The organism is Vibrio sp. YT-18 (genome assembly GCF_033337345.1).
In the GTDB taxonomy this organism is placed as follows: Bacteria; Pseudomonadota; Gammaproteobacteria; order Enterobacterales; family Vibrionaceae; genus Vibrio; species Vibrio alginolyticus.
This window is the reverse complement of sequence record NZ_JAWOQO010000004.1, coordinates 148,321-167,630: the sequence shown is the minus strand read 5'-3', so window position 1 is coordinate 167,630 and position 19,310 is coordinate 148,321. Positions and strand designations below refer to the sequence as shown.

Here is a 19,310-nt window from a genome sequence, read left to right as displayed (position 1 = left end):
ATCATTTTATGTTGATTGCTCTAAGTAAGCCTTCTTGAGTCTAACGATGCTCGAGTGAGTCTATAAACTACAATAATCATGAAGTATTCATGTGTATCTGATGGCACAAAAATTAACGTAGGTAACATTTGTAATGAAAATATTAGTAACCGGTGGAGCAGGCTTTATTGGGTCAGCTGTTGTCCGACATATCATTCGTGACACCCAAGATACCGTCATCAATTTAGATAAACTGACCTACGCAGGGAATCTAGAATCACTGGTTGATGTCTCAGAGAGTGAACGTTACTACTTCGAGCAAGTGGATATCTGTGACCGAGCTGAACTAGATCGCGTGTTTTCAGAGCATCAACCCGATAAGGTGATGCATTTGGCGGCTGAGTCTCATGTCGATCGCTCTATTGATGGTCCTGCTGCTTTTATTGAGACCAACGTGATGGGCACTTACCATTTGCTTGAAGCGGCTCGTCAATATTGGTCGGGCTTAGATGAAGCGCGCCAATCGGCATTCCGTTTTCATCATATTTCTACGGATGAAGTGTATGGTGATTTAGAGGGAACGGATGATTTGTTCACCGAAACCACTTCATACGCGCCGAGCAGCCCATATTCTGCATCTAAAGCTTCGAGCGATCACCTGGTTCGCGCTTGGCAACGTACTTATGGCTTACCAACACTTATCACTAATTGCTCCAACAACTATGGCCCGTACCACTTCCCAGAGAAGTTGATCCCTCTGATGATTTTAAATGCCCTCGATGGCAAGCCGTTGCCTGTGTATGGTGATGGTATGCAGATCCGAGATTGGCTGTTTGTGGAAGACCATGCTCGCGCGCTGTACAAAGTGGTCAACGAAGGTGAAGTCGGTGAAACCTACAACATTGGTGGCCATAACGAAAAAGCCAACATCGAAGTGGTGAAAACCATTTGTGCTTTGCTTGAAGAGCTGCAACCAAACAAACCTGCAGGTGTTGAGTCTTATGAATCTTTGATCACGTATGTGAAAGATCGCCCAGGTCATGATGTGCGTTACGCAATTGATGCCACCAAGATTGCTCAAGAGCTTGGCTGGACGCCAGAAGAAACGTTTGAAAGCGGTATTCGCAAAACCGTGGAATGGTACCTCAATAATCCGCAATGGTGGCAACGCGTGCTTGATGGTTCATACAGTTTAGAGCGATTAGGAGCGGGCGAATAATGAAAGGCATTATTTTAGCAGGTGGCTCGGGCACTCGCCTTTACCCTATTACACGCGGTGTCTCTAAGCAGTTACTGCCGGTTTATGACAAACCAATGATTTACTACCCGTTGTCGGTACTCATGCTAGCTGGTATTCGTGAAATCTTGATCATCACCACGCCAGAAGACCAGGAAGGATTTCAGCGCCTATTGGGTGATGGCTCAGAGTTTGGCATTGAGTTGCAATACGCGATTCAACCAAGCCCAGACGGCTTAGCTCAAGCGTTCATCATTGGCGAAGAATTCATTGGCGATGATTCAGTATGTTTAGTGCTGGGTGACAACATCTTTTATGGACAAGGGTTCACTCCGAAGTTGCAGCAAGCTGCTGCTTTGACGGAAGGTGCGACGGTCTTTGGCTATAAAGTGAAAGATCCTGAGCGCTTTGGTGTGGTGGAATTTGACGAAGATATGAGAGCGTTATCGATTGAAGAGAAGCCAGTCAAGCCAAAATCCAATTACGCTGTGACCGGGCTGTATTTCTACGATAACCACGTCGTGGACATTGCCAAAACTATTCAACCGTCTCATCGTGGCGAGTTAGAAATTACAAGTATTAACCAAGCTTACTTAGAGCAAGGGAGGTTGACGGTTGACGTACTAGGGCGCGGCTTTGCGTGGTTAGACACGGGAACACACGGCAGCTTGCTTGAAGCTGCGCATTTTGTTGAAACGATCGAGAAACGACAAGGTTACAAAGTGGCTTGCTTAGAAGAGATTGCGTATCGTCGAGGGTGGTTAACGCGAGAGCACATTCAAGCTGCAGGAAAAGCCTTATCTAAAAACGATTATGGCCGCTATCTTCTAGAGTTATTGGAAGAATAAATGTCGAATATACCGCTAATATATTTTCAGAAAATGGGTGATGAGCGAGGCTCATTAATCTCGTTAGAGCAACATAAAAACATTCCGTTTGATATCAAACGTATTTACTACATCTTTGATACACAAAGCGGTTTAGCGAGGGGCTTTCATGCACATTACGACTTAGAGCAAGTCGCTATCTGCATGAAAGGTAGCGTGACTTTCGTCATTGATGATGGTACCACGAAAGAGACAGTGACGCTTTCCTCTCCTGATGTAGGACTGCATATCAAAGGCTTAAAATGGCGTGAGATGCACGACTTTTCTGAAGATTGTGTACTAATGGTTGTCGCTAGTGAATTGTATAATGAAGCCGATTACATACGCGATTATGCTGAATTTTTGAATGTGGTAAAAAAAACATGTTGAAAAGTAAGACAATACAACTTCGCCTTGTTCAAGAAGATGATGCAGAGTTTATAACTCGGCTTCGAGGTGATGAAAAATACAATACACACTTGTCTAAATGCGATACGAGTGTTGAAGCACAAAGATTATGGATAAGAGCGTATAAAGAGGACGAGCAACAAAAGAAGCAGTTTTACTTCATTATAGAGAGGCTAGATGGAACCAAATGCGGAACAGTTAGACTTTACGACTTTAAAGGTGTCTCTTTTTGTTGGGGAAGTTGGATCCTGAATCATGAAAAAACACGTTACGCTGCCCTCGAAAGTGCTCTTTTAGTTTATCAGTTTGGCTTTGATGTGTTGGGTTTTGAAAAATGCCACTTCGATGTTCGCAAAGATAACCATGCGGTAAATAAATTCCATGAAAAGTTCGGTGCTCGACTCGTTGGCGATACAGACTTGGATTATCTTTATGAAATATACCCGTCAGATATTGAGCCAATGAAATTGAAGTGTGAAAAAATCCTAGGTAGATAATGAACGTTAATTTTTTAGAGCTAAAGCGCTTAAATGCCGAGTACGAAGACGAATTGAAACAAGCCTGTGCACGCGTGATTGAATCTGGCTGGTATATCCTTGGCAAGGAAACGGAACAGTTTGAACAAGCATTTGCTGACTACTGTGGTGTTAAACACTGTGTAGGCGTTGCGAATGGCTTAGATGCTTTAACACTGACGCTAAAGGCTTGGCGAGAACTAGGCAAAATAAACAAGGGTGATGAAGTTATCGTACCGGGTAACACCTATATCGCGTCGGTACTGGCCGTCACCGAAGCGGACTTGGTTCCGGTGTTTGTGGAGCCGGATGAGCAGACGCACAATATCAGTCCTGAAGCGATTGAAGCGGCGATTACAGAAAAGACGAAAGTCATTTTGCCGGTGCACCTGTACGGCCAGTTGGCCGATATGCCAGCGATTATGGCGTTGGCAACAAAACACAATCTTCTCGTGTTGGAAGACAGCGCCCAGTCTCATGGTGCGACACTTGATGGTAAGAAGTCTGGAGCATGGGGTGACGCCTCAGGCTTTAGCTTCTATCCGGGTAAAAACCTAGGTGCATTGGGTGATGGTGGCGCGATTACGACCAACGATGAAGAGCTTGCCGAAACCTTGCGTGCCCTTCGAAACTACGGTTCACATGTTAAATACCAGAATCTTTATCAAGGATTGAACAGTCGTTTGGATGAAATTCAGTCGGCGATGTTGTCAGTGAAACTGAACTACCTTCCAGCGCAGACGAAAGCGCGTCAGGAGTTGGCGGCATTTTACTTACGCGAAATCAACAACCCGAATATTATCTTGCCGGAAGTGACAGAGCCTGAGGCACATGTATGGCATTTGTTTGTGGTGCGAACTTCACACCGAGATGCATTGGTTAAGCATTTATCAGAGCATGGTATTCAAACACAAGTACATTACCCGATAGCGCCGCATAAACAGCAGGCTTATAAAGAGTTTGGTCATCTGTCATTAGCGTTGACTGAGCAGTTACAAAATGAGGTGCTGTCATTGCCAATGTCGTCCTACTTGAGTGAAGATGAGAGTCAAAAAGTAGTCGATGCAATCAACTCTTTTAAGGTTGAGTAATGACACAAGAGCATGTGCAAGTATTAGAAGACGTGGTTTATGTCTTCTTTTGTTATAAACAATCTCGTTATCTTGAGAAAACATTGCCAGCGGCATTGAACCAGACCGTGTGGCCAAGCCAATTATTGATCTTGGATGACTGTTCACCTGATGATAGTCATAAAATAATTCTATCGCTTTTAGAGTTTGCGCCTAAAGGATTAAATATTGAATATCGCCACAATAAGCAAAATGTTGGTTTAGTTAGCCAAATCAACTCTTTGCGGGGGCAATACCAAAATAAGCTTATTATTGTACAAGCTGGCGATGATATAGCGATGCCGAGCCGAGTTGAGGAAACTTATGAAGCCTGGTTGAAAAATGGCAAACCAAGCTTAATTATTGGTGGTTACGACAAAATTTCTGAGCAAGGCGATGTTATTGAGTCATTTGAATCGATTAAGCAAAATACAAAGCCGTACACACTCGAAAATATTATTAATAGAAAGTGTGCAGTAGATGGTTGTTGCGCCGCTTTTACCTCTGATGTACTGAACGAGTTTGCTCCTTACAACAAAGACATCATCAATGAAGATCGCATCAATGTCCTTCGAGCCTTTTTGTTAAATGGTATTCATCATGAAAACAAAAAATGGATCCAATATCGATTGGGTGGCATATCAACGTTCGCAAAAGAAACACGTGAAGAAAGGTATGACAACACAGTAATTAATGCTCAGCGTGAACTGCAAGATCTCAAAATGAACTTGCGAGATGCAGAGAGTAAAAACGCCACTAAAGTTGTGAGTGCGATTAAAAAGCGTATGTGTACCGCTGAGTTTATGGCATCACTTTCACAATCAAAGTCTGCTTTGTACAGCGAAGCGATTTGTTATTTTGTTAAAACGCTGGATTATCGAACGGTTTTAAAAGTTTTGCGTAGGTTAAGATGAATAAAATTAAAAATATAAAGCAATCGATAAGTATGAAGAGGCATTTTTCTTCAACTTTCCGTTCATTCAAAAAGCGAAGCGATAAAAGCACTGATTCACCTAAAGACTTTTATCGTACACATGAGAAATGTACGGTTTTAGGTAATGGACCATCCTTAAAGTCAGATATTAATAGTATTGGTACAGATAGTGATGTGATTGCTGTTAATCATTTCTCAGAGTCTGAGCATTTTACGGCGTTGAAACCTAATAAATATATTTTAATTGATAGCTATTTCTGGGATGAAACCACCCATAGCTCTCTGGTGGAAAAAAGAGATAAATTGTTTAAAGATCTAAATGAACTTGTGTCTTGGGAAATGCAATTGATTATTCCTGACTTTGCTGACAGAGAGTTCATTCAAGGCAATATCAAAAACAGCAACATAGCGATAAAAGTGCTGCGAGCAATTCCTAGTAATGTAACTAATATTAAATATGGCCCAATGGCACTATCTTCTGGTATCGTCGCACCTCCAGCTGTCAATGTGCTTATCTTTGCTGTGTATGTAGCAATTCTATGTGAATATGATTCAGTGGAAATATTTGGAGCGGATATGAGCTTCCATAATGATGTCCATGTTGATCAAGAGAGCAACCGGCTTTATATGGTCTACAAGCATTTCTATGGAAAAGAAGAGAAGTTGCCGCTCCTAGAAAATCCTCAAAAGGTCAAACCTTTTAATATGACGGACTTGATGCGATTAACTTTCTTGACGTTTTATGCACATCAATTGTTAAATAAATGGGCTGAGCTCAAAGGGGTAAAAATCGTGAATAGGTCTAGTTTCTCTATGATCGATGCTTATCCTAGACGATGAAATGACAGGTAAATAGACGCTACAATTGTAATGTCTATTTACCGATGATCATTTATTTTTCTGTAACCACATAGATTCAGCGAAAGTAAAGTCTTCTGGCCAATCTATATCAATTGAGCTCTCTGCATCCTGTATGTACATAGAAGGCTTTAGTCCAATTCGGTCATTTAGTTTTTTGTAGTTTTCGACGCTATTTAAAAAGACTGAGCTATCGATTTCATACAAAGGTTCAATCGTCTGAGTTCTTGGCCATTTTTCTATATTACGATCGTAGCTAATCGGTCTGTCTTTATTCCAAATAAAACCTCGTAGCTCTTTGACTGTCATTAATGAATCATATCCTTCAGAGAGGCTCGCGAGATATTGTTTTAGAATTGCACGATAACCGGATTCATCGAGGAAAGGCGAGGTTACATGAGTCCAAAGTACGTGACCTGTAGTAATAATCGAAGGAACGTATCTAATAAGATCATCAGTGCTTGTTGAACTTGAGCCTAAGTGATCTGGGCGTTCATCTATTCGTATGCGAGAATCTTTATATGTTGAAGCAAACTCTAGAACAACGTCGTCGTTTGAAGATACGACTATCGAATCTAGATCAGTTATATTGATTAACTGATCCAGTTTGATTTTTAGCAACCCACCTTTTACACCAGCAAAGTCTTTGGTGTTTTTGTTTGGGATACGTTCACTGCCTTTTCGGCATGGTAAAAAGACATGGACACTCATGCTTACCAACTCCTTAGAATATTGAAACCTTCACTTTTTGATAAGCTTTCAAGCTCTTCTTTTACATTTGAAAAAGGAAGATAGCCAAGAAAATCAATATTATTCTCTTTGGCTGCGTGAAAGTCTGATAATGCGTCACCGATCATTAGAGCCGTGCCTGAAGACTCCTTTAGGATGGTTGCAACGTTATCTGCTTTCGCGGTAGGTGATCCTAGAATTAACGTAAAATATTGCGCCAGCTTTCTTTTAACAAATACTTCTCGTAATTCGTCTTGAGCAGATCCACTCGCTACATAGAGTTTGGCTGGGCAATCTGTAATTGCTGCAATAAAATTAGGCGTTAGTTGAGCTTCCATGTATAGCTCTTCACACTGCTTTGAGTAGAAGCTTAGTATACGTTCGTACAATGCTTCATCTGTATTTAGGATGAAATGTTCAACAAAGTAACTCACATGATGAAAACGCGATTTGCCAAAATTAGCTTTAAAGTAATTGCAACAATTGTCTATTTCGAGCTCTGATACTTGGGCCATGCGTAAAGCATTACGCATGGCATCAATTTTGAGGTTATTTGAGTCTAGGATCACGCCATCGCAGTCAAAAATAACAGTATCATAGCCATTAAATAGCGGGTGCATAAATAGACCCTGCTTTTACTGGATAAGTGGTTGGGGTTAACGCTTGAATTGATGTACTTCCAAACTGTTGACTAACCATGCTAAAGATCTCATTCATTTCCATTTGGCGTCGGTCAGTCACATCATAACCATCAAACCCAACGAGAGATATCTTCTGCGCTTGACCTATAAAAGCGATACATAACGCATATGCAGCGGTATTATCATACGGTAGTGTACAGTAGTTTTTATGGGCGGTGAGAGTATCCTTCTCTATGGTGCTACTGTAATCAATCATAGAAATATTACTAAATTTACTTAGCTCGTCTTCGTCAAAGCGGTTCTTTGGCAAAAATACGGGTTTGGCTACCTCTGAGTAATGGCTGCTTTCTGACAAGTATTTAGAGTTATGAGATACAGCAAAGTAATCGAAAAGCTCAGTGTCAATCTCATGCTTTGTATTGATGCCAATTACGATAGGCTTTCGAGTTTTAATGTATGTTTCGATCGCGACTCTATGTGTTGCCGTATTGGGCGTATTAGTGACCAGTAAGACTTCTTTTCCTGAAAAGATACCTGATAGATCTGATTGGCTTTCAGTCGGTTGGCTTATTTTCCCTACAGTAAGCGCTTCTTCTAAGACATCACCATTATAGCTTGTTGTACCTTCTAGCTTTTTTAAATGCTCGATAGCACCAACAATTTCTTCTGTTCCGTAATTAGGATTTGAAAGCATATTCTGGATGTAAGTTGGGTGAATATCGTTTTTGGCCCCCAAGTAATATAGAAGGCTTGAGCCCCAACCGTATCTTCTTTGCATTGGCTCAAAATGGCGAATAACTAGTTCATATATTGCTGTTGGCAAGTATTTATCTAGTCCATCAAGTTCGGCGAGCAGGTTTTCGGTCTGGGCATTCCCAGCGCCTCGTCCCATTCCGGTAACGGTCACATCCAACCATGTAACACCATTCGAACGAGCAGTCATCGTATTGGACATTGCTTGACCCATGTTGTTATGGGTGTGGATACCAATGTCGCCATCCCAGTTTTGCTTTACAATTTCGGCAATGCGAGTGACTTCTGCACCATCCATATTTCCGAGAGAGTCAGCAAAATAGATAACATCAGGGGTTGCTTTTGCTACCGCCTGTACCTTTTCCGCAATAACTTGGGATGGTTTTCCGCCCGCTTGCATCAGATTTAGGCCAACGATATACCCCATTTCTTTGAAAGCTTTAATCATGCTTTCACACTGCTCTGCTTCATTGAAATGTGCCGCGATACGAACGAGATCAACTTTACTTTCTTGTGCTGGTACAAAAAGATCATTGATGGCAGCTTCAACAGGCTTACCCGCATCTAGCAAAGTTTTTGCATCAACCATTACGCCATATGTCGGACCTTTCGGTAGGTGTAGCGTGTTTAGAAACTCTTCAGTCGTATAAGCAAATGGACCACTGTAAACAGATTTAGGATAATTACGAAGCCCTAATTCAACATAATCAATTTTAGCTTTTGCAACTGCAGTGAGGTAAGCGTCAACGACTTCTGGTGAAAAGTCCCAGTGATTATAGTAGCCACCATCGCGAAGAGTACAGTCTAAAATTTTTTGCATAATGGATATTCTTTTTAAGTTAAACAGGTAATGTGCTTAGTACAGTAAAACATACAAGCTTAATAGTAAAAGTGAGGTATTTATCAAACTAATTATTAAGTTATTACTTATCACTTTGTGGGAGTGAGCTCATTGTTCGGTTTAGAGCGCCTTGATTGGATGAGGCCCATTTATTAGCATGCAAAGCTCGGAGTAAATATTTATCTTGTTGAGAAATGATCTCTGTAGTCCTTAGGGCAAGGGTCGTTGAGTCTGGCACAATTAAGATACCATCCACAGCTAGTAAGTTTTCAACAATCTCCTTAAAGTTGAAATAGCTAGGGCCAGTGATTATGACTTTTTCTAACATGGCAGGCTCTAGCACATTGTGCCCACCAACCTTATCTCCAATTAGGCTACCGCCCATAAAGCAGATGTCCGCTGTACCCATCAACGTTAGCATCTCACCCATAGTATCGCCGAGATATACTTGAGTATTCGTCTCTACTGCATGAGTTGAAGTGCGACGCACAGTGTTAAAGCCTTGCTGTTGGCAAAGCGTGAATACATCATCAAATCGTTCTGGATGGCGAGGAACCAAAACGAGTAAAGCATTTGGATGAGATTTTAAAACTTGTCTATGTGCATCTAATACCTGTTCGTCCTCGCCTTTGTGGGTGCTAGCTGCAATCCAAATCGGACGATCGTTTCCAAGTTGGGCTCGAAGCTGCTGTCCTTGCTGTTTCACTTGCTCTGATATTTGAATATCGAACTTAATCGAGCCAGTAACGGATAGTTTCTTTTTCTCAACGCCTAAGCGTTCGAAGCGCTCTGCATCTGAATCCGTTTGGCAGAGTACTTGAGTTAGGCATGGATGAAGCTGGTTAAAAAGCCGCTGTATTTTGGCGTAGTTCTGACACGATTTTTCAGATAGGCGAGCATTCACGACTGTTATAGGGATACCCGCTTTGTAAACATGGTGAAGCGTGTTTGGCCACAGCTCAGTCTCAATGATCAACATTTGTTTTGGTTGTACTGATTTAAGAAAACCTTTGATAGCAAAACCAAAGTCAATTGGCATATAGCGGTGTTCAATTAAATCACCCAACTTAGCAATCTGTTCAGCTCCGGTACTTGTTGTTGTAGTAACTAGAATAGATTGTTCGGGGTTTTGTTCCTTAAGGGCTTTAATTAAAGGTGTTGCTGCTATGCTTTCACCAACAGATACGGCATGTATCCAAATAGGTTTGTCGTTGCTTTTTAGCTTGGGAGTTATGCCAAAGTGCTCTTTCCAGCGAGAGCCGAACTTAGGCTTATTTGGTTTGCTCTTGTACAAACCAAATAAAAGCAGCGGTGACGCTAGAGCGAGTAGTAAGGTATAAACAATACGAACTAACATGAGCTTATCGTAATGGCGTCAAGTTTTTGGATGCTATCTAGCACTTGCTTAGGCGAAAGTTCTGTCAAGCACTTAAGGTGTTTGTATTGACATTCACGTTGGAAACAAGGGCGACAATCAATATCGGTATGAACAATCTCCACTTTTTCTGCGAGTGGGGGGGTGTACTTCGGTGAAGTTGAGCCATAAACGGCAACAACATTACAACCAACCGCAGCTGCCACATGCATTAAGCCTGAGTCATTCGCGACAACAGTCTTACATGCAGCAAGGAGATCGACTGCTTCAATTAAGCTGGTTTGGCCTGCCAGAACATGAATGTGCTCATGGAATTGCGTCGGAACAAGTGCGCGAATATTGTTACAAGTCTCTAAGTCCTTTTGAGAACCAAACAACCAGATTTGATGTCCAGAATGAGCCATTTGCGTCGCAACTTCAGCGTAGTGTGTTTCGGGCCATTTTTTGGCAGGACCAAACTCTGCTCCTGGGCACAGTCCAATAATTGGTTGGTCTTGGGCTAAGTTGAACTTTTTGATCGTGGCTTGTTGCTCTGCTTCGTTGATTGCAAGGCGTGGGCGAGGTAAAGTTTCAAGCCCGCCAAGAGAGTTAGAATCCACCATTTCTGCTTTTGGATAAGCTAACGCTACATAGCGCTCTACCATATACTGAAAAGACTTCATGTTAGGGCGTAAGTCATTCAATAAACCATAGCGCATTTCTCCCTTCCAGCCAGTACGAAGAGGAATGTTGGCAAACCATGGGATCAGTGCTGATTTCGCTGATTTAGGCAAGATATAGGCGTGGTCATATTGCTTTTCACGTAATGATTTGCCAATTTCCCTGCGGCCTAATAAGTTAAACTCACCATGACCGATAGGCATTTCAATCGCTTGATGGATTTCTGGCATACGCTCAAGAATCGGTTTACACCATCCTGGAGCGATAACGTCAATTTGGCTATCTGGATGGCGTTGCTTTAATACAATATATAACGATTGCGACATTACCATATCGCCGACCCATGCAGGGCCAATGACTAAAATCTTCATGCTTTGTTTTTCCAGTATAGGAATTTCAAAATTGACTCATAAGTTCTAAAAAGTTCAGCGTATATTTTATTCGCAAGAGTCATTTTGGATTTATCTTTTCTTTTACCACCAATCGTCGAAGCAATCTCTGCTCTAGTAAAGAGATCTGGAGACACGCTGTAAACTTGAACACCATGTCTCCATGGTTTTTCCATGTAGTCATCGACTGGTTCAATAAACTCTTGAGCATGCATAACAAACTTTGAGGCTGCTTTAGGTGTGACGATATAAGCGGTGGTACCACAAGTGCCTGCTGAGTATCCCCCTAACATATGATTATCATCAATAGGTACGATTGGGGTGAATACACGCTTCTGAGTGGCAGACAACTTGATGTAGTCATAATTAGAAGTCAATGGAAGGGTATGTTCGAGTGCTTGCTTCAGCCCTTCTACGGGGTCGACGTTGTCTTCTAAGATGACGATCGGTTCATCAAGCTCAACACAGCGAACCCACAACTCGTAATGGCTTGCAAAACAGGCGACTTCACTGGTTTTTAATTGATACCCTTTGCGGCGTAGAGTAATGGTAGGACGACTTTTTTCTGAATGAAGAAAACGGTCAACAGAGCCATCTACGGCATCAAAAAATTCAAACGTAATGCCTTGTTGTTTTAACTTTTCTTCAATACGTTCTCGGCGATCTAGCGATCGAGCCAAGCTTACGACAAATACTTTCACTGCACTTTCCAGTCGCTGTTATATCTTGGTTTAAACAAATTGTAATAGTTATTGCCGTCTTCTTGAGAGTGCAGCAACTGTAGTACCCACATATATTGTTCGGGTTTATCACCGACAAAATATTCAATGGCTTCATTACAGGTACGAGCGTCTTGCTCTTCGCCTTTATCCAGCTCAAACGCTGGTAAAATCTCAATATCAAACGTACCATCTTCAGTGTTCATCGACGCAAATAGAGGCAGTACTTTTGAGCGTGATAGTTTCGCAATTTTGCCTAAACCAGGTAGCGTTGCTTTACGTGTTGCAAAAAAATCCACAAACACACTATGCTCTGGGCCGTGATCTTGATCAGGTAGATAATACCCTACATAGCCATCTCGAATGGATTTCAGAAAAGGCTTAATGCCACCTGAGCGTTCATAAACACGGCCACCGTATTGGACTCTTTGCTTGTGCATCAGCCAGTCAGCAACATCATTCTTTTGTTTCTTCGCCATTGCAGAAACTGGCATTCCCATTGACGCGAGCAAGATAGCAGGCACATCAATTGCCCAAGAGTGGGGAACCATTAAAATCACATTTTCGTTGTTATCAATGTGCTGTCGTAAAATGTCTAGGCCGCGAATTTGGCAACGGTTCTGAAGCCATTTTGGTGAGCGTAAACTTAGTAACCCGAAGCGAAAAAAGAACATGGCTGCTGTGTAGAGTGTTTTTTCTATCAAAGCTTCACGTTCTTGGAACGACTTTTCCGGAAAACACAGCTCAAAGTTAACCCTCGCTCGGTGAGCTGGCCCCTTGTGGGATTTCGACAGTTTTTTGGCTATGGTTTTCGCCAACCACTTTTGTAAACCCAGAGGCATTAATGATAACGGTAAAAATAAGAGAACACCTAACCACGTGCCCCAGTACTTAGGCGACAGAAAGTGGCGCTTAAACTCAGGGTTATATGCTTTAGGGTCGAAGTCATCACGTTTTATGGTCATGGCGTGTCTAGTTACCTATTCGTGTACGGGCGAAGTGGTTTAAATGAGAAAAAAGATAGTTAGGAATGATACAGGCTATTGCATTTGAGTAAAGGTGGCAGGTTATGGTTCTACCACCTTGTGGTGCTTAACTGTTTTGGATAGTCAAGTATTCGGCAACGCCTTCTGCAACTGTCTTGAATTCAACATCACAGCCTGCGGTGCGCAGTTTGGTCAGATCCGCTTGTGTGAATTCTTGGTAAGCGCCTTTTAGGTGCTCAGGGAATGGGATGGTTTCAATTTGGCCTTTGCCATGATGCTTGATAACTGCTTTTGCTACCTCTTCAAAAGATTCAGCACGGCCAGTACCACAGTTAAAAATGCCTGATACGCCGTTTTCTAAGAACCACAGGTTTACTTTACAGACATCACCAACGTAAACGAAGTCGCGTTTGAATGATTCGCTGCCCGCGAACAATTTAGGATTTTCACCTGCGTTAAGTTGGTTGTTTAGGTGGAACGCAACTGATGCCATGCTACCTTTGTGGTCTTCACGTGGGCCATATACGTTGAAGTAGCGGAAGCCGGTGATTTGAGAAAGGGTCTCACCATGTTCTTCAGCGTCTTGCCATAGGCGACGAACGTAGTTATCAAACTGCTGTTTCGAGTAACCGTATACATTCAGTGCGCCTTCGTATTCGCGTTCTTCAACGAAAGTATCTGTATCGCCGTAAGTGGCTGCTGAAGAAGCGTATAGGAATGGAATCTCGCGATCTAAACAGTAATGAAGCAGCTCTTTAGAGTACTCGTAATTGTTTAACATCATGTACTTACCATCCCACTCGGTCGTTGCAGAACAAGCACCTTCGTGGAAAATTGCCTCAATCGGACCAAAATCATCGCCCGCCATAATTTGGGTCAGAAAGTCGTCACGATCCATGTAATCTGTGATGTCCAGATCAACTAAGTTCTTAAACTTTTTGCCATTTTTTAGGTTGTCGACAATCAGGATATCGTTAATACCAGCTCCGTTTAGTGCTTTAACAATGTTGCTGCCGATCATGCCAGCGCCACCAGTTACGATGATCATAGAACTTCCACCATAGATTAAAATTTTCTCAGGAATTCTAGCAAGAAACGAAAAGTAGCGCTATTGGAAGCAGGAAGATAGGTTTGAGTCTTCTATGACTCTGTATCTAGATATGAAAAAGGGAGCCGCAGCTCCCTTGATTACTTTATTATTCCACATCCGAACGGTTAGGCCTTTGATACCAAGGATTTCGCTCATCGGTCAACTCAATCAAGCTGTATTTACGTCCGAGTTTCTGTCCTCCGTCACGAGTAAGAGGCTGCCAACTAAAGTTCGCACGATTGTTGCTCGGCTTAACGGTCATGATGTCAAATGGAATCGACAAGTAGAAACCTTTGGTAAAGCTACCTTCACCAAATTCATCCGCAGACAAGTCTGTAAATGACGCAAAGGCACCAGCAATTACGCCACTCTTGAATTGCTTAGAAACGTTGATTTGTGTACCAACATCACCAGCTAGGAACTGACCAACATCGACTTGGATCATCAAATCTTGTAGGAATTCCCATTGAGGGTAGTAGTAACCAGATACAAAACCAGTGAAGCCTTTATCAATAACCTGGAACGGACGTCCATATTCTGGCACGTTTTGCCATTTCTCATCGTAAACACCGAAGTAACTTTGTGGATCACGTTGAGAAATTACGTTGACGTCAGCGCCAATCGCCCAGTTAGCTCCTTGTGGACGGTAAAGAAACTCGGTACCGACTCCAGCAAACATGCTCTCCAGATAACCCGCGTAGAATTGCTGGTCCATGGTATCTGAATACTCTTGGAACCAAGTCAATTGTAAGTTTGACATGGTTACAGCATGTTCATTTTGATAAGCGCGGAACATGGTACGTACACGAGGAATCGAAGTGCCGTCTGGTGGGGTAACGTAGTTAAACTTGTCGTAGTTGTTGTACCAATCCCAGTATAGCGAGCCACCAATTTCTAGGTTATCTGTCAGCCAGTAAGACGCGCTGCCACTTAAACCGACACTGAACAGATAGAACTCTTCTGGGTTGCCTAAGGTCTGAGCCAGTTTTGGAGAGAAGCCCCAATCAAAGCGCTCAAAACCATCGTAAGCAGGTTTACCTTGCGGTTTATCGCTCGAGGTTGATGTTGCATCTTCGATATTTGGATTGATGTAGTTAACTTCTGCAAAGTCACGGTATTTCTCTTTGGAGATAACCGTTTGATCGCCGAGCAGACCACGACTGCGTTCATTGATAGTAAAGGTATCAATGTTGTCTGGCATTTCGTTATAAAGGACTGCCGCCGCTTTTTCATGAGCTTCATTGCGATCACGATACTTTTTCTGCTCGCCAACAACCGAAACGGTATTATCTTCAACATAGAGTTGGGTATTTTGGTAGCCAGCAATCTTATCCAGCTCCTCGGTAACACGTTCCCAATCTACATCAGACAGTTGTTCTGGTTGCTTGTCTTCAACTTCTGGTGTTGGTGTATCACGCCAGAAAGACGGCATATCATTGAAGTTAGTGTAAAGACTCACGCCAGCAACTAACGTATCGCCGCGCTCGTAGCTCAAGCGCAAATCTGCCATATGTCCTAAACGATATAGAACACCAAAGTTCCAAGGCGTATGAGGTGTCATGTTTACACCACCACGTACTACAGGGAAATCTTCGCTGTAATCGTTGCTGTCGTATTCAAGCTTAAATCGCAGTGGCGCGTGCAAAGTTTGATACTCGACACCACCAAAGAGTGCAGCAGGACCTTTGAAGAAACGGTCTGCATTTGTTGTCCCACCAGTGGAAACGCTATCGCTTGGTCTTTGGCAAAAACTATCGGATAGCTTACAAGCTGGGTTGCTGATGTTGTCGCGCGTACCTAAGTAGCCCCAGCCCATGCCTAAAGTGAAATCAAAGGTACCAAGGTTTGGGTTAGAGTAACGCTTTGTCGCAGCAACAAACTCACCATCAAAAAGACCGGTACCTGCAAAGTCACGCACACCCACAGAAAGCTCTGGCAAGTACTCTGACTCTTGCAAAAGTCGAACTTTAAAGTCGATTCCCTTGTCGGTGTACTTGGTATCACCCGAAAAGCTCGGATCGTTACTGTAGAAAAGATCGTTCACCATGGTGTAACGAATGGTCGTTTCTAGCCATGGCATCACTTGCAAAGTCACATTGTAAAATAGGTACTCGTCGCTACCGGTAACAGCAAAGTTAAACTCGCCTTCAGGTGCCATACGACCTGTAGGCATCTGCATTAAGCCGACACCACCAAAGTCCATTTGTGATGGTTGCAATGGCGGTGCTTCGAAAGGCATGTCTTGAGCCCACACCAACGCTGGACCCATTAAAGAAAGGGATAAACTGGTTCTGATCAGGTTCATGTTTAGTTCTTCGATGAGGTTGGTTTACGTTGTGCAAGCAGAGCGACAATGTCTTTATCCATTTGTGATGTTTCGAACTCATCAAATGGGATGTACACCACGGTAAGTGGTGGCAAGTAATATTGAGTGGTTAACCAACTGCCATGGTGAGGATGAACGATTTTGCCATCCGGATAAATTAGGATTGGCGGATAGGCAAGCTCATCAATATCACTTGAACGTAGATTATCGATCTGTTCATGCAGAGCGACACCCGCTTGGTTTTCTACCGCGTAGACTTTTTCCAAGTTACCCACATACAACACTTTTTCTTCACGTTTTGGTGCACTTAACGCAAGTTGACCTTGTAAAAGAGGGTTATCAAATTTATCCAGACGGATGTGATCAATATCAATGGCCGACAGCACGCGAGGTGCAAACTGGCTATGCTGGATAAACTTGTAAAATGGGTGCGCAACTAAATTATGTTGAATCATTTGGTTTAACACCGAATTCTTTAAGGCAGTACTTTCTTGCACTGCGGTTTCGGCGTTATCAAATAGAGTCAGAGCTAAAGGGTATTGCAGGGCGACTTGTTGTTTTTGTGCATGCTTAAGTACGCTCTCTAAACGTGCCGCGTGTTGGAATTGCAATGCTTTGCCCGTTCCGACAAGTTCTATATTGAGCGGTGGTGAGGTGTGATTTTGAGCTTGAACGGTAGTCGGTGTCGCCAGAATCGTTGCCGTTAAACTTAGGCTTAATAAAGATAGCAGTCGCTTATTCATGATTTGCTGTACCCTTTCAGAATCGTCAATTCAATAGGCACCATGTTTGGACCTAAGTGTTGACGTGTTTTCACTACTTCTCCTTTACCGTTTACCCAGTATTGGTTTTCTACAGTTTTTTCTAAGCTGGTAAACGTTACAACCTCGGTATAAACATCAGTAGAGGTAGAAGAAATAGGGGTTATGACGGTTTCTTTACCTTGACGAGAACGTTGGACTTTAGCCGGGAACCCATAACGGTATTTGTCAGCCCAATCGTAAGAAAGAAAATATTGCATAGAGGGCGCTGAGTAGGCAGGAACGTTGCCATAAATACCCGCTAGATTGGTTGTTTGTAAACCAATGGTTTTAACAATATGTCCGTTCTCTGTTACTACCATTGCTTTGTCTGCACTGACCCACTTTAGTTGGGTATTACCGGTTAATGGATTTGGCTCGGCGAAGGCTAACACTACAAAAACCTGTTTTTGGTTGCCTATTTTCAGGTAAGCACTGGCATAAGGAACTGCTTCAATTTCTTCTGGTGTTAGTTCAACATCGATGTAGTTACCATAGGCTTCTTGGACGGTAGCGGATACGTCATTGAATTTTTGTGTACAGCCAAAGATTGAGCTCAGTAATGGTAGGGCAATAAGTAAGCGCATCCATTTTTGCGATAGAAGAGTGTTCATCATTCCCTCATTACAAATGAAATCGCCCTGAATAGATCAGGGCGATTGTTTCAATATCTACGAAACTAAAAAATTATTTAGTTAGTGAAGTAGAAGTAGAAGTAGAAGTAGAAGTAGAAGTAGAAGTTGAATCGCTGTCTGACGCTGCAACCGCTACTACAGTTACTGCTGCTGCTGCACCTACCGCTACTGCAGTTGTACCAGTTGCAGACGCAGATGCTGCACCAGCAGAACCTGCTTCTTCAGCTGCAAATGCAGTTGATGCGCTTAGAGCCATAAGAATAGCTAGAGCTGTGTTCTTCATTATTAATCCTTGTATTTCAGATTTTAAAACATCGATGTTTGGTCTGTTTAGAACATACCATTATTCATTTTAGTTAAAAAACAATCAGCATGTAAACAGTTTCCTATGTGAATTTACCTAACGTTAAAGAAAAATTGTTGCAAGACTGAGAATTGAGAATAGTGAATTGCTTAGGTTTGATAGTTGTATTTAATCAAAATGCTTATTTTTACTGTGTTACTTCAAGCCACCTCTGAGTTTACGCAGACGTTCACATTTTTTATTCAATGCATCCGTAATGGTGTTCTGTTTTAAGCGGCTGACAGCCGGTGTTTTTCTCATTCGTGAGAATTTACGAACCATAAACGGAAATCTGAGACGCTTTTGCCCCCCTTGCCGTTTTGCGCTAATACATGCATAATTTGCCGGCTTTTGTGTTGCGTTTATAAAAGATTGTTTTTTTGAACGGTTAGTCGCAAAAGTGAGGCTTAAAAAGAATATTTATATCAATAAACCGAGTGGATCGGGAATCAGCGAACAGTGGCTAACGCGTAATGCCGCCGGGCGGTAGCGTGTAAACGCACAAGCGAAATTGACAAAAGTTAACAGACATTCACTGCGCGCGTCGTTCATAATGTGCAGCGGTCAGTCGACACCCAAGGAACACTTACGTGATTAATAAACGACCATGGCTAGGGGCGTTGAGTGCAATCAGCTTAGGCTTGTGCTCATTTTCTGCCTCAGCAGATTTTTATGCTGGTGCGTTAGTAAGTTACTCTAACGCTGAATTTCATCATTCCTCTTCTCCAGTAACCGAGGGAAACCCTTTCCTTCTTCAAGCGCAAGCTGGTTACTTCTTCAATGATTACCTCGCTTTTGAAGCACGTTACGGAACTTCTGTACAACGAGATAGCGGACTTGCACTAGATAGTCTTGCGAGTGGTTTTATTAAGTTGAATATGCCTGTCTCCGAGCGTGTAGCACTTTACGGACTTGCCGGTTATTCTAGTGTCCAGATCGACCAACAAAATGTAGGCTCTAATAAAGATCAAGGTTTTAGCTTTGGCTTGGGTATGCATTATGCTTTGGACAAGCAGAATGCGGTTGTCTTTGAGTTCGTAGATAGCACATCTGAAGATCAGGTTCGCTTGAACGCAATTACTCTTGGCTTTCAACACCGATTTTAATTAAAGACCTA

At 42.5% G+C, this 19,310-nt stretch carries 20 protein-coding genes; 8 read left to right on the top strand and 12 right to left on the bottom strand.

From position 1 onward, the window contains the following. The first annotated feature begins 133 nt into the window (after positions 1-133). The 7 genes from rfbB to R7M72_RS07590 are packed head-to-tail and all read left to right on the top strand — an operon-like array spanning position 134 to position 5,888. Entirely contained in the window at positions 134-1,198 is a 1,065-nt protein-coding gene (rfbB, locus tag R7M72_RS07620; protein ID WP_053303387.1) for a dTDP-glucose 4,6-dehydratase, read from the top strand. Beyond that, positions 1,198-2,064: a glucose-1-phosphate thymidylyltransferase RfbA gene (rfbA, locus tag R7M72_RS07615; RefSeq protein ID WP_053303386.1), complete on the top strand. Its 867-nt coding sequence runs from the start codon at positions 1,198-1,200 to the stop codon at positions 2,062-2,064. Before rfbB ends, rfbA begins: the two co-directional genes overlap by 1 nt. Beyond that, a complete protein-coding gene (locus tag R7M72_RS07610; RefSeq protein WP_053303385.1) occupies positions 2,065-2,472 on the top strand; it encodes a sugar 3,4-ketoisomerase in 408 nt (135 codons plus the stop codon). It begins immediately after the preceding gene. Continuing rightward, complete coding sequence (locus R7M72_RS07605; RefSeq protein ID WP_053303384.1) at positions 2,466-2,987, top strand: GNAT family N-acetyltransferase; 522 nt, start codon at positions 2,466-2,468, stop codon at positions 2,985-2,987. The genes R7M72_RS07610 and R7M72_RS07605 overlap by 7 nt, the downstream gene beginning before the upstream one ends. Then, positions 2,987-4,096: a DegT/DnrJ/EryC1/StrS family aminotransferase gene (locus tag R7M72_RS07600; protein ID WP_053303383.1), complete on the top strand. Its 1,110-nt coding sequence runs from the start codon at positions 2,987-2,989 to the stop codon at positions 4,094-4,096. The genes R7M72_RS07605 and R7M72_RS07600 overlap by 1 nt, the downstream gene beginning before the upstream one ends. Continuing rightward, positions 4,096-5,028, top strand: coding sequence for a glycosyltransferase family 2 protein (locus tag R7M72_RS07595; RefSeq protein WP_053303382.1), 933 nt, complete (start codon positions 4,096-4,098; stop codon positions 5,026-5,028). Before R7M72_RS07600 ends, R7M72_RS07595 begins: the two co-directional genes overlap by 1 nt. Further along, positions 5,025-5,888: a hypothetical protein gene (locus R7M72_RS07590; RefSeq protein ID WP_053303381.1), complete on the top strand. Its 864-nt coding sequence runs from the start codon at positions 5,025-5,027 to the stop codon at positions 5,886-5,888. Before R7M72_RS07595 ends, R7M72_RS07590 begins: the two co-directional genes overlap by 4 nt. Before the next feature lie 48 nt (positions 5,889-5,936). On the opposite strand, the gene R7M72_RS07585 is transcribed toward R7M72_RS07590, so the two are convergent. The 12 genes from R7M72_RS07585 to R7M72_RS07530 all read right to left on the bottom strand — a co-directional run bounded on the left by R7M72_RS07585 (position 5,937) and on the right by R7M72_RS07530 (position 18,133). Further along, on the bottom strand, positions 5,937-6,617 hold the full coding sequence (locus R7M72_RS07585) for a cytidylyltransferase domain-containing protein (protein WP_053303380.1): 681 nt from the start codon (positions 6,615-6,617) through the stop codon (positions 5,937-5,939). Positions 6,618-6,619: 2 nt separating this feature from the next. Next, positions 6,620-7,255: an HAD family hydrolase gene (locus R7M72_RS07580; RefSeq protein ID WP_047009435.1), complete on the bottom strand. Its 636-nt coding sequence runs from the start codon at positions 7,253-7,255 to the stop codon at positions 6,620-6,622. Beyond that, positions 7,239-8,849, bottom strand: coding sequence for an aldolase catalytic domain-containing protein (locus R7M72_RS07575; protein WP_053303379.1), 1,611 nt, complete (start codon positions 8,847-8,849; stop codon positions 7,239-7,241). Before R7M72_RS07575 ends, R7M72_RS07580 begins: the two co-directional genes overlap by 17 nt. A gap of 103 nt (positions 8,850-8,952) precedes the next feature. Then, entirely contained in the window at positions 8,953-10,227 is a 1,275-nt protein-coding gene (gene waaA, locus R7M72_RS07570; RefSeq protein WP_258509250.1) for a lipid IV(A) 3-deoxy-D-manno-octulosonic acid transferase, read from the bottom strand. After that, positions 10,221-11,276: a lipopolysaccharide heptosyltransferase II gene (waaF, locus tag R7M72_RS07565; protein WP_053303377.1), complete on the bottom strand. Its 1,056-nt coding sequence runs from the start codon at positions 11,274-11,276 to the stop codon at positions 10,221-10,223. The genes waaA and waaF overlap by 7 nt, the downstream gene beginning before the upstream one ends. Continuing rightward, complete coding sequence (locus R7M72_RS07560; protein ID WP_053303376.1) at positions 11,273-11,995, bottom strand: glycosyltransferase family 25 protein; 723 nt, start codon at positions 11,993-11,995, stop codon at positions 11,273-11,275. The genes waaF and R7M72_RS07560 overlap by 4 nt, the downstream gene beginning before the upstream one ends. Further along, the gene (gene lpxM, locus R7M72_RS07555) at positions 11,992-12,978 is read right to left on the bottom strand and encodes a lauroyl-Kdo(2)-lipid IV(A) myristoyltransferase (RefSeq protein WP_086459295.1); all 987 of its coding nucleotides are present in this window, start codon (positions 12,976-12,978) and stop codon (positions 11,992-11,994) included. The genes R7M72_RS07560 and lpxM overlap by 4 nt, the downstream gene beginning before the upstream one ends. A gap of 127 nt (positions 12,979-13,105) precedes the next feature. Beyond that, positions 13,106-14,047, bottom strand: a complete 942-nt coding sequence (rfaD, locus tag R7M72_RS07550; RefSeq protein ID WP_053303375.1) for an ADP-glyceromanno-heptose 6-epimerase — start codon at positions 14,045-14,047, stop codon at positions 13,106-13,108. Between the two features lie 148 nt (positions 14,048-14,195). Next, entirely contained in the window at positions 14,196-16,394 is a 2,199-nt protein-coding gene (locus R7M72_RS07545) for a YjbH domain-containing protein (RefSeq protein ID WP_258509251.1), read from the bottom strand. A 2-nt stretch (positions 16,395-16,396) separates the two neighbouring features. Further along, positions 16,397-17,158 (bottom strand): capsule biosynthesis GfcC family protein, encoded by a 762-nt coding sequence (locus R7M72_RS07540; protein ID WP_053303373.1) that lies wholly within the window; start codon positions 17,156-17,158, stop codon positions 16,397-16,399. Then, positions 17,155-17,829 carry a YjbF family lipoprotein gene (locus R7M72_RS07535; protein ID WP_053303372.1) on the bottom strand — a complete coding sequence of 225 codons (675 nt, stop codon included), beginning with the start codon at positions 17,827-17,829 and terminating at the stop codon, positions 17,155-17,157. The genes R7M72_RS07540 and R7M72_RS07535 overlap by 4 nt, the downstream gene beginning before the upstream one ends. 73 nt (positions 17,830-17,902) lie before the next feature. Continuing rightward, positions 17,903-18,133: a hypothetical protein gene (locus R7M72_RS07530; RefSeq protein ID WP_318056119.1), complete on the bottom strand. Its 231-nt coding sequence runs from the start codon at positions 18,131-18,133 to the stop codon at positions 17,903-17,905. A gap of 650 nt (positions 18,134-18,783) precedes the next feature. On the opposite strand from R7M72_RS07530, the gene R7M72_RS07525 reads away from it, so the two are divergent. After that, positions 18,784-19,299, top strand: coding sequence for a porin family protein (locus R7M72_RS07525; RefSeq protein ID WP_053303370.1), 516 nt, complete (start codon positions 18,784-18,786; stop codon positions 19,297-19,299). Positions 19,300-19,310 lie beyond the last annotated feature (11 nt).

Bases quoted from the DNA above. Each gene is read 5' to 3' on its own strand.
- rfbB (WP_053303387.1), top strand. From the start codon at position 134: ATGAAAATATTAGTAACCGGTGGAGCAGGCTTTATTGGGTCAGCTGTT.
- rfbA (WP_053303386.1), top strand. From the start codon at position 1,198: ATGAAAGGCATTATTTTAGCAGGTGGCTCGGGCACTCGCCTTTACCCT.
- R7M72_RS07610 (WP_053303385.1), top strand. From the start codon at position 2,065: ATGTCGAATATACCGCTAATATATTTTCAGAAAATGGGTGATGAGCGA.
- R7M72_RS07605 (WP_053303384.1), top strand. From the start codon at position 2,466: ATGTTGAAAAGTAAGACAATACAACTTCGCCTTGTTCAAGAAGATGAT.
- R7M72_RS07600 (WP_053303383.1), top strand. From the start codon at position 2,987: ATGAACGTTAATTTTTTAGAGCTAAAGCGCTTAAATGCCGAGTACGAA.
- R7M72_RS07595 (WP_053303382.1), top strand. From the start codon at position 4,096: ATGACACAAGAGCATGTGCAAGTATTAGAAGACGTGGTTTATGTCTTC.
- R7M72_RS07590 (WP_053303381.1), top strand. From the start codon at position 5,025: ATGAATAAAATTAAAAATATAAAGCAATCGATAAGTATGAAGAGGCAT.
- R7M72_RS07585 (WP_053303380.1), bottom strand. From the start codon at position 6,617: ATGAGTGTCCATGTCTTTTTACCATGCCGAAAAGGCAGTGAACGTATC.
- R7M72_RS07580 (WP_047009435.1), bottom strand. From the start codon at position 7,255: ATGCACCCGCTATTTAATGGCTATGATACTGTTATTTTTGACTGCGAT.
- R7M72_RS07575 (WP_053303379.1), bottom strand. From the start codon at position 8,849: ATGCAAAAAATTTTAGACTGTACTCTTCGCGATGGTGGCTACTATAAT.
- waaA (WP_258509250.1), bottom strand. From the start codon at position 10,227: ATGTTAGTTCGTATTGTTTATACCTTACTACTCGCTCTAGCGTCACCG.
- waaF (WP_053303377.1), bottom strand. From the start codon at position 11,276: ATGAAGATTTTAGTCATTGGCCCTGCATGGGTCGGCGATATGGTAATG.
- lpxM (WP_086459295.1), bottom strand. From the start codon at position 12,978: ATGACCATAAAACGTGATGACTTCGACCCTAAAGCATATAACCCTGAG.
- rfaD (WP_053303375.1), bottom strand. From the start codon at position 14,047: ATGATCATCGTAACTGGTGGCGCTGGCATGATCGGCAGCAACATTGTT.
- R7M72_RS07545 (WP_258509251.1), bottom strand. From the start codon at position 16,394: ATGAACCTGATCAGAACCAGTTTATCCCTTTCTTTAATGGGTCCAGCG.
- R7M72_RS07540 (WP_053303373.1), bottom strand. From the start codon at position 17,158: ATGAATAAGCGACTGCTATCTTTATTAAGCCTAAGTTTAACGGCAACG.
- R7M72_RS07535 (WP_053303372.1), bottom strand. From the start codon at position 17,829: ATGAACACTCTTCTATCGCAAAAATGGATGCGCTTACTTATTGCCCTA.
- R7M72_RS07530 (WP_318056119.1), bottom strand. From the start codon at position 18,133: ATGAAGAACACAGCTCTAGCTATTCTTATGGCTCTAAGCGCATCAACT.